This window comes from Armatimonadota bacterium (genome assembly GCA_036504095.1).
Classification (GTDB): domain Bacteria; phylum Armatimonadota; class DTGP01; order JAKQQT01; family JAKQQT01; genus DASXUL01.
Map to the genome: position 1 here is coordinate 171,028 of DASXVS010000043.1, position 14,312 is coordinate 185,339.

The 14,312-nt window shown below is 62.3% G+C and carries 10 protein-coding genes; 8 read left to right on the plus strand and 2 right to left on the minus strand.

What is annotated here, in order from left to right:
- Window positions 1–55: 55 nt before the first annotated feature.
- The gene (gene lepA, locus VGM51_09730) at window positions 56–1,864 is read right to left on the minus strand and encodes a translation elongation factor 4 (GenBank protein ID HEY3413319.1); all 1,809 of its coding nucleotides are present in this window, start codon (window positions 1,862–1,864) and stop codon (window positions 56–58) included.
- A gap of 251 nt (window positions 1,865–2,115) precedes the next feature.
- On the opposite strand from lepA, the gene VGM51_09735 reads away from it, so the two are divergent.
- Together VGM51_09735 and VGM51_09740 are read left to right on the plus strand one after the other, a co-directional pair.
- Window positions 2,116–4,932 (plus strand): right-handed parallel beta-helix repeat-containing protein, encoded by a 2,817-nt coding sequence (locus VGM51_09735; GenBank protein ID HEY3413320.1) that lies wholly within the window; start codon window positions 2,116–2,118, stop codon window positions 4,930–4,932.
- A 15-nt stretch (window positions 4,933–4,947) separates the two neighbouring features.
- Entirely contained in the window at window positions 4,948–5,298 is a 351-nt protein-coding gene (locus VGM51_09740; GenBank protein HEY3413321.1) for a hypothetical protein, read from the plus strand.
- A gap of 57 nt (window positions 5,299–5,355) precedes the next feature.
- On the opposite strand, the gene VGM51_09745 is transcribed toward VGM51_09740, so the two are convergent.
- The gene (locus tag VGM51_09745; GenBank protein ID HEY3413322.1) at window positions 5,356–5,796 is read right to left on the minus strand and encodes a hypothetical protein; all 441 of its coding nucleotides are present in this window, start codon (window positions 5,794–5,796) and stop codon (window positions 5,356–5,358) included.
- Window positions 5,797–6,521: 725 nt separating this feature from the next.
- Between VGM51_09745 and VGM51_09750 the strand changes: the two genes are divergently transcribed.
- The 6 genes from VGM51_09750 (at window position 6,522) to VGM51_09775 (ending at window position 14,265) form a co-directional block, all read left to right on the plus strand.
- Window positions 6,522–6,755 (plus strand): hypothetical protein, encoded by a 234-nt coding sequence (locus VGM51_09750; GenBank protein ID HEY3413323.1) that lies wholly within the window; start codon window positions 6,522–6,524, stop codon window positions 6,753–6,755.
- A complete protein-coding gene (locus VGM51_09755; GenBank protein HEY3413324.1) occupies window positions 6,749–7,153 on the plus strand; it encodes a type II toxin-antitoxin system VapC family toxin in 405 nt (134 codons plus the stop codon). The genes VGM51_09750 and VGM51_09755 overlap by 7 nt, the downstream gene beginning before the upstream one ends.
- Before the next feature lie 154 nt (window positions 7,154–7,307).
- Entirely contained in the window at window positions 7,308–9,044 is a 1,737-nt protein-coding gene (locus VGM51_09760) for an ABC transporter permease subunit (protein HEY3413325.1), read from the plus strand.
- A 46-nt stretch (window positions 9,045–9,090) separates the two neighbouring features.
- A complete protein-coding gene (locus VGM51_09765; protein ID HEY3413326.1) occupies window positions 9,091–10,449 on the plus strand; it encodes a nitrate/sulfonate/bicarbonate ABC transporter ATP-binding protein in 1,359 nt (452 codons plus the stop codon).
- A gap of 2 nt (window positions 10,450–10,451) precedes the next feature.
- Window positions 10,452–11,546 carry a dipeptide epimerase gene (locus tag VGM51_09770; GenBank protein HEY3413327.1) on the plus strand — a complete coding sequence of 365 codons (1,095 nt, stop codon included), beginning with the start codon at window positions 10,452–10,454 and terminating at the stop codon, window positions 11,544–11,546.
- Window positions 11,547–11,742: 196 nt separating this feature from the next.
- Window positions 11,743–14,265, plus strand: a complete 2,523-nt coding sequence (locus VGM51_09775; protein HEY3413328.1) for a hypothetical protein — start codon at window positions 11,743–11,745, stop codon at window positions 14,263–14,265.
- Window positions 14,266–14,312 lie beyond the last annotated feature (47 nt).

A 14,312-nucleotide genomic window follows, 5' to 3' on the forward strand; every position in this document is an offset into this window, starting at 1 on the left:
AAAGTGCCCCTTCGGACACTCATCATTCATCACTCCGCATTCATCACTTCGGAGGTCAGGCGTCGTTTAGCCGCAGCACGCTCATGAAGGCTTCCTGGGGGATGCTTACGCTTCCAATGCTCTTCATGCGCTTCTTGCCTTCCTTTTGCTTCTCTAGCAGCTTGCGCTTGCGCGTGATGTCGCCGCCGTAGCATTTGGCGATCACGTTCTTGCGCATCGCGGAGATCTGGGCGCTGGCGATGACCTTCGCGCCGATGGAGGCCTGAATCTTGATGTCGATCATCTGGCGCGGCAGGATTTTCCGCAGTTTCTCGGTCATCAGTTTGCCGCGCGCGTAGGCGTTGTCGCGATGGGTTATGAAGGAAAGTGCGTCCACGATCTCGCCGTTCAGAAGGATGTCCAGTTTCACGAGGTGCGACTCGATGTAGCCGCTGAACTCGTAGTCGAAACTGGCGTAGCCGCGCGTTCGGGACTTCAACTGGTCGAAGAAATCCATGAGGATTTCACTCAGCGGAAGATCGTAGGTCAGGATCACGCGGGTGGTGCCGCTGTACTCCATGTTCTTGAACGCGCCGCGCCGGCCCTTGCAGAGTTCCATCACGGTGCCCACGTAGTCGGACGGCACGATGATGGTGGCGGCCACGAATGGCTCCTCCATCAGTTGGATCTTCTGCGGCGGCGGCATGAGGGCGGGATTGTCGACCATCAGCACGGCCCCGTCGGTCTGCGTGATTCGGAACAGGACGCTGGGAGCAGTGGCGATGAGCTCCAGGTTGAACTCGCGCTCCAGGCGCTCCTGTACGATCTCCATGTGAAGCAATCCGAGGAAGCCGCAGCGGAATCCGAAGCCCAGCGCGGCGCTGGTTTCGGCCTCCCAGGAGAGGGCGGCGTCGTTCAATTGCAGGCGGCCGAGTGCGTCGCGCAAGTCCGGATACTGGTCGCCCTCGATGGGATAGAGGCCGCAGTAAACCATCGGCTTGGCCTTTCGGTAGCCGTGCAGGGCCGTGTGCGCTCCGCGCTCGGCTGTAGTGATGGTGTCGCCGACGGGGGCGTCCGCCACGTCCTTCAGCGCGCCGTGCAGGAAGCCGACCTCGCCGGTGCTGAGGCCGTCCACGTCGGCCATTTGCGGGCGGAACACGCCGACGCCGTTCACCTCGAAGACCTTGGTCGTGGACATCATCTTGATCTTCATGCCAGCCTTCAGCGCGCCGTCGATCACGCGGACGTAGGCGACGACGCCGAGGTAGGGATCGTAGTGGCTGTCGAAGATGAGTGCCCGCAGCGGCGCCATCGGCTCGCCCTTTGGCGGCGGCACGCGGTGCACGATCGCCTCCAGAATCTCGGCGACGCCGGTGCCTTCCTTGGCGCTGCAGAGGATGGCTTCCTCGCCCGGGATGGCCAGCAGGTCCTCGATTTCCTCTACCACGCGCTCGGGGTCTGCCGCGGGGAGGTCGATCTTGTTGATGACCGGGATGATGGTGAGGTTGTGCCCCATCGCGAGGTTGACGTTGGCCAGCGTCTGCGCCTCAACGCCCTGGGCTGCATCGACCACAAGGATCGCGCCTTCACAGGCAGCCAGGCTGCGGCTGACCTCGTAGGAAAAATCGACGTGGCCCGGCGTATCGATGAGGTTTAGGGTGTATTCCTGACCATCCTTAGAGCGGTACGGCACGCGTACGGCAGCCATCTTGATGGTGATGCCACGCTCGCGCTCGAGGTCCATGCTGTCGAGTATCTGCGCCTGCATGTCGCGCCCGCTGATGGCGCCGGTCTGTTCAAGGATGCGGTCGGCCAGAGTCGATTTGCCGTGGTCGATATGGGCTATGATGCAGAAGTTGCGAATATGTGATTGTGATTGATCCATAAATCCCCAAAAAAGCCGCCCGAACGGACGGCTGAGTTCCCCTCTATTCTACCAGATTGGCGGACTGTCTGGAAACGTTGTAATGATTTGGATTGACAGGGCACTCATCCAACGCGGAGGAACGCGGAGGAACGCGGAGGAACGCAGAGGTTTCGCGGAGGGAATGCTATTGGCCCGGATGGCGTTCCGCGTAGCACAATAGGGGCAGAAACGTCCGCTTGATCCCATCACTGTCAAAGAGGTACGAAACGATGCGACTTTACCTGGCTGCCACCTTGTTCGCGCTGAGTGTGTTCGGCGCCCGCGCGGAAATCGTATTCGTAAACCCTAAGGCGACCGGCACGCCTCACGACGGTAGATCGTGGGGTACGGCGTTTCTTACCATTCCCCAGAATTACACGCCCGGCACCGAGGTCTGGGTGGCCGCAGGCGTGTACTCCGGCCGGTATACGTTTGGCGCAGGGATGTCGTATTACGGAGGCTTTGCCGGCACGGAGACTTCGCGTGACCAGCGGGACTGGGTCCGCAATAAGACCGTTCTGGACGCCGCTGGAACGCCGTCCTGCTTCTCGACCAGCAAGGGTTCAGGACGCGATACTGCCGTTGACGGGTTCACCATCAGGCACGTTGTGAACCACAGTGCCTCTCCTCTCGGCGCCGTGGTCTGCTATGGCGCGACAGTCCTGCGCCATCTCACTATCAGCGGTCTGGATATGTGGCCGGGTGCATCGGTGATATACGTGATGAAGGGCGCCAACCCGCTCATTCAGGACTGCGTTATCACTTCGAATCCCACGGACGCCATCTGGTGCGCGGACGGTTCAGCGTCGGAGATCCGGGGCTGCCTCCTTCGCGACAACGACGGGATCGGAATCTACGCGGGCAACGGCGACCTGGTTGCCGTGGGCAACTTGATCTCCGGCGGCACGTACGGTACCGGCATCGAGGCGTATGTTGGCACGGTTGCCATCGAAGGCAATGTCGTGCAGGGCAACGCGGACCGGGGCGTTGTAGTGTACGACTGCACCGGCCACGTGACCAGCAATCGGATCATAGGCAACGCCGGTTCGGGTGTTTCGGTCAGTGGGGATAGCATGCTAGTCGCCAACAACCTGATCGCGGACAACCGGTCGCCGTGGAGCTACACCGGAGGTATCTTCTGCGGAGGCGGCTCGCCGCAGATCGTGAACAACACGATTGTGGGCAACGGTGGTCCCGTCGGGGCTGGCGGAATCTACGTTGTTGACGAGAATCGCAGCCTTACTTCGAAGCCGTTCGTGGCCAACAATCTCGTCGCGTTCAATGATGCAGGGGTGGTGAACGGTTACTACCCGGCGTCGCCTGTCCTCAGCCACAACTGCGTGTTCGGAAACGGTGCCGATTACGTGGACCTGGCCGATGCGACGGGCAAGGATGGGAATATCAAGGCTGATCCGCGACTCGCCCTGCCGGATTTCGGCAACTTCCATATCCAGCCGGACTCGCCGTGCCGCGGCGCGGGCGACGTGGGATCGGCTCCAGGCTGGCCGGATATTGACGGCCAACCGCGCGTCCAAAACGGGGCCGTGGACATCGGCGCCGATGAATCCGGCGGAACGCTCTGGCCCTCAAGCCCGATCGTCGTACGCGTCAAGCTGGGCGGCAATGATGCCAACGACGGCTCCTCATGGTCGCTCGCCAAGCGCACCGTTCAGGGCGGCATCGACGCGCTTGCCACCGCAGGCGGCGGACAGGTATTCGTTGACGGCGGCGTGTATTCCGAGCGGATTCGCTTGGGTCCTTATACCCGATTGCGATCCGCCGTCAACCGTTTTGGGGGCCTCTTGCCGCACCCGATCATTGACGCCGGAGGCCTCGGCGCAGCACTCACGATTTCCGCCGGAGGCGCCCGCACGATGGTAGACGGGTTCGAGTTCCGTAACGGAAGCGCCGTCAACGGCGGCGGCATATCTATCGGGGCGGGGTCGTCCGCCGAGATTCGCGACGTCAACATCACGAATTGCGCGGCGAGCTCATCAGATCCCGACGTCTACAGCCACGGCGGCGGCATCAGCGCAAACTCATCCACGCTCACGCTGAAGGACTGCGCCATCTCAAACTGCCAGGCCCGCATTGGCGGCGGGCTTTATGCTCGGTTGTCCAGCGTTTCCGCAAGCCGTTGCGCATTCGTCAACAATGATGCGGTCACCGAGAACGACCAAGTTGGCGGTGGCGGCGGGATCTTTTCCTCAGGAAGTGCGATCCTGGAGCAGTGTACGTTCATCGGCAATACGGCCACGGGCGGGGGAGGAGGCGGGTCCCTGAACTCCCTCACCGGGGGACCGAGTTCTATCAGCCGGTGCACCTTTGCCGACAACTCAGCAGGTGTGTCCGGGGGCGGTATGATCGTCGCGTTCGGCGGCCAGGATGTCAGGGTCGCTGATTCGCTGTTCGCGCGGAACAAGGCGGGAAAAACGGGCGGCGGCTTGTACCTGCCGTTTGGGATTGGACGCGTTGTCGGCAACACGTTCACCGGCAACCAGGCTTCGTTCGGCGGAGGAATGGCTTTGGTAAACGGCCGTCCCGCCATCGAGAACAACATTTTGGCGTTCAACTCTTCGGGCATCGATGGCGGTTCGGAATACGGTTGGTATTCTGATGATACCTACTGGCACGGCAAGTTCAACTGCGTCTTTGGAAACGCGGGAGGCGACTACGCAGGCCCGGGGCACCCGCTGGACGGCAACGGCAACATCCACGTGGATCCGCTGTTCGCCAACGCCGCCACCGGAGACTATCGGCTCCAGTCCGCATCGCCTTGCGTGGATGCTGGTGATCTCGCGGTAGCGCTGCCCGGTGAAACCGACCTGGACGGCTCGCCCCGGGTCAGGGGACGGAGCGTGGACATCGGGGCATTGGAATCGCCCTACACGACGCCAACTTTACGGTGGCCGGACGCCTGGCGCGCCCTCGGGATCGCAGCGGGCCTGGCGGCAGCCAACCTTACCGATTCCTCCATCGATATCGACCGGTCTGGCCGCGTGGATTTGCGCGATGTGGTCGCGATCGTCCGAATACTGACTCGGTAGACTAGACTGAGGCCTATGATCTACCTCATTACGGACAACATCCTGTTCTCCAGCAAGATAATGGCGAACCTCAACGCTAACGCCCTCGAGGTCATGTCTTTCGCCGCCCCAGCTCCGCTACGCGCTGCCATCGCAGAGAAGCAGCCTGTCTGCGTGCTTGTGAACCTCAACGCCCGAACCTATGACGCCATCGAACTCGTCAAGGAGTTGAAGGCGGCCGGACACACGGTCGTGGCCTTCTGCGGCCATTCGGATACAACGACCCGCGAGGCAGGCGTCGCCGCCGGCGCGGATAAGGTGATCGCCAACAGCGCCATCACGATGAATGCCGCCGGCGCCCTCAAAGATGCCGGCGTGCTGAGCTGAGGGAAAACGGGGGAGGCGCGACACCCAGGTCGCGCCTCCCCCTGCCGGTACCACGCGTCAGCGTTTCGCTTCGCGCCGGCTATTCGGCGCCGCGTAGCCGCTGTACATGGTCGGCCTCGCCTGGGGCAGGGCCGCGCGAAGTCTGGACACCCATTCGTGAGCGAGTGCCTTCGTGGTGGTTTTATCCGCCGCAGCGTCATTGCTTGTGACGTCGATCAGCAGGCTGTTCCCCACGTAAATGGCATGACCACTCGCTTGTTCGCGCACCCGGATATTGTCCGGCGTCAGCCGTTCATATCCCAGGATATAAGCGAGGCGGTCATTCATCAAGTCCACGCGCTTCGTGGCGGACAGATCCGCGGCCGGCGCGCGCACGATGAAGCAAAGACTGTTCGCCACCACGCATTTGTTCTGCATGGTGTAATCGCTTGCCGGTTGCGCAACGGCTTTTCCCGCTGCCAAAGTCAGTGCAACCGCTCCCATCAACAGCACCTTCATGGTCACCTCCGGTCAGATGCCTCAAGGTACGCCGCGATGGCGTACCATTTAGAGATACCCCCGGTCGTGAGGAGGGTAATCATGGGGGGCGAAGGGGCGGAGGGGGCGATGGGGAGACGCGGCGAGGGGGAGATTCCGGTGGCGTGGGCGTCTCGCCCGCGAAAGGCTGCTCCTGACATGCGCCGCCCGGTCCGCTGGACCCGCCAGTCGTAACTGGCGACTCTTCAAGGGATTTGCCCTCCGGGCCGTGGAATCCGCCTGCCCGGAGGGCAAATAACTGCTCAGTCGCCCGGATTCATCCAGCGGGTTCCGGCGCGTCCTGTATGCCCTTCTACACGCATCATTCCGAACACCCACGTCACTGCAGTGCATGGTTTTCCGACCGCGCCGCTGCTCGGAGGGACGCCAAACTGGGTGCGCTGCCGCCGGCATGATATAATCTGGTTAGGCAGCGAGTGTCAGCGCCATGCACCACCGATCAGGGACCTGGTAGGCTGGCATGCGGTTTCCAACGGCGCAAAGGGACCGATGATTGCGAGGCTACAAACCGTAGAGAAAGCGGTGGCAGAGTTGACTGCGGCGGAAATCGCGACTTTCCGGCGCTGGCTTGCGGAGTTCGACGCCTCGGTCTGGGACGACCAGATTGAAGCGGACGCATCCGCCGATAAGCTTGATCCTCTTGCAGATGGGGCTCGCGGTGATTATCACGATTGGAGGGCGCGGCAATGATCACGGTCAAGACAAGGGGTATAACCGAGGGGGACGGCACGCTGACGGTTTCCATCCCCACGCACCTGCGCGACACCGTCTTTGATGTCGTCATCACCCTGGACGCGGTTGAGCCCCAATCTCCCGCTGACTACCCGCCAGGGTTCATCGAGGCCACGTTCGGGTGTCTCCCGGAACTCGTCCGTTTGCCACAAGGCGAATCCGACACACGTGAGCCGCTTTCGTGCTGAACTACCTGCTCGACACTAATGCGTGCATCCGGTACCTTTCGGGCAGAAGCGAACTCCTGCGGGACAGACTGCGGGCTACACCTCCCGATCAGATAGCTGTTTGCACGGTGGTAATGGCGGAGCTGTTTGCTGGAGCGGGGAAGAGTAACAACCCGGAGAGCGCGCTAGCCAAGCAGCGATCTTTTTTATCCGCGTTCACGATGCTGGTGTTCGATGAGCGTGCCGCGGAAGCGTACGGGCACATCCGTTCCTATCTCGAACTTAACGGTACGCCAATCGGCCCCTATGATCTTCAGATCGCCGCAATTTCCGCTGCAAACAACCTCACTCTGGTCACGCACAACACGGGTGAGTTCTCCCGCGTACCGGGCCTTAGCATTGAAGACTGGGAAACCTAAGCCGACTTCACCACTACGCGTTAAGCGAGTACCATAGACAACACTTTGTGGTTTATGCTCCTGTGGTTGATTCTCCGGTCCACCCCTCCCGGTTGACCGCTCCCCCCTGCATGCCCTAGCCTGAACGCGGCCCTTCGGGCCCCAGGAGTCCGGCATGCCCGTCGCGGTCTATACAACTAAAGACCTGCGCTCACAGTCACGCTTCGGCTGGCGCGATGCCGCCGTCTTCGTGGCGCTGTTTGCCGTGCTCTACGGCGTGCTGCATGTCATCCACGGCGCGCGAACGCCGTTCATTCCGGGGCGCGAGACGGTCATCGACCTCTCCCCGGCCGCGCTGCCCGGATACGCGTTCCGCTCGCTGGTGCGCATGTTCCTCGCGTTTTTTGCCAGCATCGTCTTCACCCTCGTCTACGGTTACGTCGCCGCGTACAACAAGCGGGCGGAGAAGGTGATGGTCCCGCTGCTGGATATCCTGCAGTCGGTCCCGGTACTGGGCTTCCTGAGCGTAACGGTAACCGGATTCATGGCGCTGTTCCCCAACTCGGCGATGGGCCTCGAATGCGCTAGCGTATTCGCGATCTTCACCGGGCAGGCGTGGAACATGACGTTCTCGTTCTACCACTCGCTGAAGATACTGCCGCGTGAGCTGCGGGAGGCGGCGACCGTCTACCGCCTGACGTGGTGGCAGCGCTTCACGAAGCTGGAAGTGCCGTTCAGCATGATCGGGCTGGTGTGGAACGGGATGATGAGTTTCGGCGGCGGCTGGTTCTTCCTGGCGGCATCGGAAGCGATCACCGTGCTGGGGAAGGACCCGAAGCTTCCGGGCATCGGATCGTACATGGCGGTCGCCATCCAACGCGGCGATAACGGAGCCATCATGTGGGCTATCGGCACGATGGTGCTGGTGGTTATCACGGTGGACCAGTTATTCTGGCGTCCCGTGGTGGCGTGGTCGCAGAAGTTCAAGTTTGAGCAGACGGAATCGGCAAACGAACCTTCCTCCGTGGTCCTTGATGTTCTGCGGAACAGTGCACTCATCGGATGGGCGGAGCGTCGGGTGTTCGCCCCTCTCGCAGGCTGGTTGGATCGCGTGACGCTGAAGGCGGAGCAATCCTCCGGCGCAGGCCCGGCGGGAAAGGCGGCGGCCCGGTTCATCGGGGTCGTGCTGCTGGGCGCGCTCACGTTGGCGGCGGCCTTTTTCGCCGCGAAGGGCGCGCTTTCAATAGGCTCGCACCTGAAGGTCGCGCTGGTGGTTCATGTGTTGGGTTTGGGATTCCTCACGTTGGCGCGCGTGTTGGTGGTCGTCGTGGTTTCCACGCTTATCTGGACGCCGATCGGGGTGCGCATCGGCTTTTCGCCGAAGCTCGCGAAAGTGGCGCAGCCTCTGGTTCAGATCGGCGCGTCATTCCCGGCGAACCTGGTGTTCCCGCTGGTAGTGCTGGCTTTCGTGCGGTTCCACGTGGACCTGAACTGGGGGAGCATCCTGCTCCTGATGCTGGGAACGCAGTGGTATATCCTGTTCAACGTCATCGCGGGCGCGATGAGCGTTCCGGGCGATCTGCGCGAGGCGGCGATGGTTTTCCACCTCAAGGGTTGGACGATGTGGCGAACCCTCATCCTTCCCGCGATTTTCCCTGCGTGGGTTACCGGCGCGCTCACGGCTGCGGGCGGCGCGTGGAACGCGAGTATTGTGGCCGAAGTCGCCGATTGGGGCCACAATCACCTTGTGGCGAAGGGGCTGGGCGCGTTCCTGGCGGAGTCCACGCGGACCGGCGACTGGCCGGCGATCATCGTGAGCATCGCCACGATGTCGGCGTTCGTGGTGGCGCTGAATCGCTGCCTCTGGAAGCCGCTGTACGCCATCGCGGAAGAGCGGTACCGCCTGGGATGATCGATGCGCTTCGCCGGGCCAAGGCGCGATTTCGGAGAAATCAGGTATGCAGACAACACAGGCAAGCACAATTCTGTTGCGTGCGGACAACGTGACGAAGTATTACGGCGATCCGTCCAAGCGGATCGAGGTGCTTCGCAACGTGTGCATGCAGGTGCGCGAGGGCGAAATCGTCGTCATCCTGGGACCGTCCGGTTCCGGCAAATCCACGCTCCTGAGGATGCTGGCGGGGCTGTCCCAGCCGTCGGAAGGCGCCGTCAGGTTCCGCGAGGAGGTCCAGACGGGGCCGAACTCGCAGATCGCCATCGTGTTCCAGACGTTCGCGCTGTTTCCCTGGCTCTCCGTGTACCAGAACGTTGAGGTCGGGCTCCTCAACACGGACCTGTCCGAAACCCGGCGGCGGCGGCGCATCCTGAAGGCGATCGACACCATCGGCCTCGACGGTTTCGAGGACGCCTATCCCAAGGAACTATCGGGCGGCATGCGGCAGCGCGTGGGGTTCGCGCGCGCTCTGGTCGTTCAGCCCGAAATCCTGTTTATGGACGAGCCGTTTTCGGCGCTTGACGTGCTGACTGCGGAGAACCTGAAGAAGGAACTGCTGTCCCTCTGGTACACCAAGCAGATCCCTACCAAAGCCATCGTCCTCGTGACGCATAACATCGATGAAGCGGTCACGATGGGCGATCGCTTGCTGGTGATGGGACACGATCCCGGCACGGTACGCGTGGACATGCCCGGCCTCCCGCGAGAGGAGCGGGCGAAGGAACACCCGGAGCATGTGCGAATGGTCGATTACCTCTACAGCGTGATGACCAACCCCACGGAAGCCGCACCGCCGTTCCGTCCGGAAGCCCCGCAACCCGCGGCGGAGGCCAAACCGCTCCGCGCGTATCAGATGCTGCCTCACGTGGCGGTCGGCCAGGTGACGGGCTTGGTCGAACGCCTGCACCTCGGAAAGGACCGCGAGGACATCTACGTCGTTGGCCGCGACCTCAACATGGAGGTCGACGACCTGTTGCCGTTGGTCCAGGCGATCGACATGCTGGGACTGGGCGACATCGACGAGGGCGACGTCTACCTGATGCCGGCCGGAGTCCGTTTCGCAGAGGCCGACGTTCTGGAGCGCAAGCAGATCTTCCGCGAGCAAACGAGCGGCACTATCCAACTGCTGCGCGATATCGTCGAACGTATCCCGCAGGCGTCGCATGGGAGGCTGAAGCGCGACGACGTGCTGAAGACCCTCAAGACGTTCTTCGGCGAGGACGAGGCGGAGCGCCAATTGGACACCGCGATCGATTGGGGCCGCTACGCGGAGTTGTTCGCTTACGACGACCATGAAGGGGTCTTCGAAACGGAAGCGGAGGAATACACGTCTCCCGCTGACACCGAGGCGGAGGAGGAGTGAACTTGAGCCGGACTGCCATTGAATCCATCAGCACCACCACACGCTACATGCCGCTGAAAGCGCCGTTTGTGACGGCCAGGGGTCGCACGGATCGCGCGCGGTCATTCGTCATCGAGCTCAAAACCACCGGCGGGCTCACCGCGTACGGCGCCCTGACGCCGGCGGAGTACGTAACGCACGAATCCGACGAGGACGTCGCGAAAAGCCTGGCGGCCATCGCGGAGGCGGTCAAGGGGGCGGACGTCTCGGATTACGAGGCGCTCTTCGCGATGCTGGCCGCGGAATTCCCCGCGGCTCACGCGGTGCGGGCCGGTTTCGAGATCGCGGTGATGGACGCCTATGGGCAGAGTGTGGGGCAGCCGCTATGGCGGGTATGGGGCGGAAAGAAGCCGGTCGTGCGCACGGACCTGACGGTGCCGATCAACACCCTGGACGAGGCGCGGACGATCGCCCGGGACGCCGCCGCGCTGGGAATCCAGGACCTGAAGATCAAGATCGACGGCACGGACCCCCGGACGGCACTGGCGCGGATCAAGGCAGTCTCGGAAGCGGCGCCCAAAGCGACGCTGCTTGTGGACGCCAACCAGAGCTTCACGGCCGACGGCGCCATTGCCTTCCTCGATATCTGCCGCGCGAACTCGCTGGAAATGGCGCTTTTCGAACAGCCGGTGAAGGCAGCCGATATCGCCGGACTCGTAAAGGTAGCGGCGTACGGGGAATACCCGGTCGGCGCCGACGAGGCCGTGGTGACTCCGGCGGATTGCCGGGCGATCCTGGACACCGGCGGCGTACAGATCGTGAACATCAAGCTGATGAAGAGCGGCATCTCCGGCGCGCTGGAGATCATCCGGATGTGCCAGGCGGCGGACGTGATGCTGATGCTGGGTTGCATGATCGAGAGCCATGTTGGAATCGCGGCGTCGGTCCACCTGGCGTGCGGGACGGGCGCTTTCTCATACCTGGACCTGGATGCGCCGTTGTTGCTAGCCGGCGACATCGCGGGCGGAGGATTTACGCTTGACGTGGACCGGTTCACCCCGGGCGAGCGTCCGGGCCTGGGGGCCAGATTGCTCTCCGGACAGGTCGCGGAGGCCTGACGCCGTCCGGGCGCGTAACCGGGCGGGCGTTGGCACGCTGAAAATGAAGGTGCAAACTTATTTCGCCATTCTTGCGTCTATATGTTGATACACTGGTTCCCACGTGCATGGCGGGCTAGAATAGGGTATAAGGATGCTGGAGCGTGAGCCGCGCGCTGAAGCGGGCGGCGTTGCCGATTAGTACTTTACGACAGATATGACGGCCCGAACACCATCAACAATGGTCCTGGTGACCGCTCTCCTGCTTGGGGCGGCCCCGTTCGCGCGTGCGGACATCAAACTGGGCCAGGAACGTTTCGCCGGCCGCGGCACCCGGGGCCCCTACGCGATTTCCCGTCAGGCTGTTGAAGACCGCACCGAGCAGGTGTGGGTAAACGGCCGCCGGATGGTCAAGGGGCAGGATTACCTCTTTGACGCTTCGATGGGCGCCCTCTCGTTCACGGAACCTCTCCGCCTTGTGGACTCCGTTGAGGTCGATTATCAGTACGACACAGCCAAGGCGCACGCGCCGATGGCAACCGTCGGCACGTTCGGATTGCTCAATTCCGCCAACGCCGGCTTGTCCCTGACGTACGGCTTCAAACCGACCAATTCCGGCGACCAGACGCTCTCCAGCCTCGGCTTCAGCGGCCAGGGCCTGTTGTTCGGCAGCACGATTTCCAGCTCGTTCATGGTGGACAAGACGGCCGGGGCCAACATCGGGGCCGATGCTCAGAACATGCTGCTGAACATGAAACGCGATACCGGGCTTCTACAGTTCGACATCGGTTATTCGCGCGTGGGGCAGAAGTTCGGGCAGGCGGATGCCATGAAGCTGGTCAAAGGCTCGCAGGCCCTAAACCTGAGCGGCAGCCTGCAGCTTGCCCAGAACGGCGCCCTCACCTTCAAGAAGATCGATAATTCCACGCCGGACGCAAAGACGGGCGTGGTGAAGGCCACCTCCCTGACGAGCGGCGGCTTGGGCTTGAATCTGTCCGGAACCACGCGCTTCACGGCGCTCCACGAAGTGCAGTCCGAGGCGCAGGGCAAGGATAGCAAGAATTCCGCCATTGACCGCCTGCAGTTCGACCAGAAATTGGGCAAGAACGCTACCGCTCTACTGTTGAACGAAACCGTGACGACCGGCAAGAACGGCCAGAGCGAAACGGTAAAGGCGACCCGGATGGCCCTTGCCGCTTCCGGTGACCACGGCCTGAAGTTCGACACATCACTGTCGCTCACCAATTCCAGCAAGTCCGGATCCGCTCGTGATGCGGCGATGAATATAGCCGCAGGCGAAGGCAACACCCAGGTGGCGCTGGCCGTGAAGGACCATCACGCCGACTCCGGCGATGCCGTCACGCATTCTTTGAGCGTGACGTCAAAACAGGGCAACGGGCTGTCATTTGCGGCGGCGCTGGCCGGGGAGAAGACGGACAAGGGTACCCACGAACGCGCTGCGATGGAAATGGCCGGCGGCACATCGGACCGGTTGCGCTTCAACCTGGGAGTGTCGAACGACTCCGGCGTGGGCAAGCAGGGCGTCGGAACCAAGATGTCGATGTCGTCGGTGCTGGAGAACGGGCTGAAATTCAACCTGGCGCGCTCCGACGATCGCACGGTGAAAAACGGCGCCAACGCGATGAATCTGGGCATGGAATACACCGGCTCGAAGACGCTCAAGATGACGGCTTCACGGGTGAGCGCGGACGACGGCGCGAAACAGACGTCCACCACGCGAATGAACGTGGAAGCGAATCCCAACGACGCCGTGAAGGTCGTCCTTACGCACACCGGCGATGACGACGGCAAGATCAACAAGGTTGCGAGCGGACTCAATATCGTGGCCGCCCCCAACACCGGGTTGAAGCTGACGGCAAATCTTGGTCAGACGAGCAACGAAAAGGGTGACGCGCAGACGAAAGCGGTCGGCGTCGAAGCCAACCCCAACGGCGGCCTGAGTGTCGCACTCTCGCATTCGGACAGCACCGACAAGACCGGGCTTTCCGGCACAAACAAACTGACCTTCACGGCTGGCGGGAAAGAGAACAAACTCACCGGCTCGTACGGAGACGCCCAGACGCCCAACGGGTCCTCCTCGATAAAGGAGGCCACGATGAGCCTCGTGCCTGTGAAGGACCGCTTCTCGATGGGCGCGTCCTACCGGGATGAGACGAAGCAGGACAACACCCAGGTGCAGATAGCGATGCTCCAGGCGGACGTCAAACCGATGGAGTCGCTGGCGATGAGCGGGTACTATAAGCAGCGCGATACCGGTGCGGCGGATCAGATCAACACCGTCAATGCATCGGTGACGCTGAAACCGACGGGCGCGCTGCAGATGGTGGGCACGTACATCGCGAACCCGGAAGAGAAAGACCAGGTCATCCGCACGGTACGCAAGGGTCTGGCACTGCAGACACAGATGGGCGGCCTGACATTCTCCGGTGGATACATCCAGGAGAACAGCCTGCTGGACGCGTCCGCAGGCACCCGCGCGGAGTTCAAACTGGCCTTGAAATGCAGCAAGTACTCCAGCCTTCAAGGCGGATTCCAGCAAACCATAGGCTCTGTCCGCGGATTTACGCCGCAGTTGGCCTACAACGTCAAATACAACCACGACATCGGCGCGGATTTCCACCTTCTGCTGGACGCGAACGTAGTCCAGAATAACGTTTCCGTGCCGGCGGCTCAACGGAACGACGTGAAAGCGACGGCGAACCTCGGGCTGAGGTTCTAGGGCTCGCAGACCTCTTCGAGGCGCCGGACGCTGCAACGCAGCGTCCG

Coding starts and splice junctions, on each gene's coding strand:
- lepA (HEY3413319.1), bottom strand. CDS start 1,864: ATGGATCAATCACAATCACATATTCGCAACTTCTGCATCATAGCCCAT.
- VGM51_09735 (HEY3413320.1), top strand. CDS start 2,116: ATGCGACTTTACCTGGCTGCCACCTTGTTCGCGCTGAGTGTGTTCGGC.
- VGM51_09740 (HEY3413321.1), top strand. CDS start 4,948: ATGATCTACCTCATTACGGACAACATCCTGTTCTCCAGCAAGATAATG.
- VGM51_09745 (HEY3413322.1), bottom strand. CDS start 5,796: ATGAAGGTGCTGTTGATGGGAGCGGTTGCACTGACTTTGGCAGCGGGA.
- VGM51_09750 (HEY3413323.1), top strand. CDS start 6,522: ATGATCACGGTCAAGACAAGGGGTATAACCGAGGGGGACGGCACGCTG.
- VGM51_09760 (HEY3413325.1), top strand. CDS start 7,308: ATGCCCGTCGCGGTCTATACAACTAAAGACCTGCGCTCACAGTCACGC.
- VGM51_09765 (HEY3413326.1), top strand. CDS start 9,091: ATGCAGACAACACAGGCAAGCACAATTCTGTTGCGTGCGGACAACGTG.
- VGM51_09775 (HEY3413328.1), top strand. CDS start 11,743: ATGACGGCCCGAACACCATCAACAATGGTCCTGGTGACCGCTCTCCTG.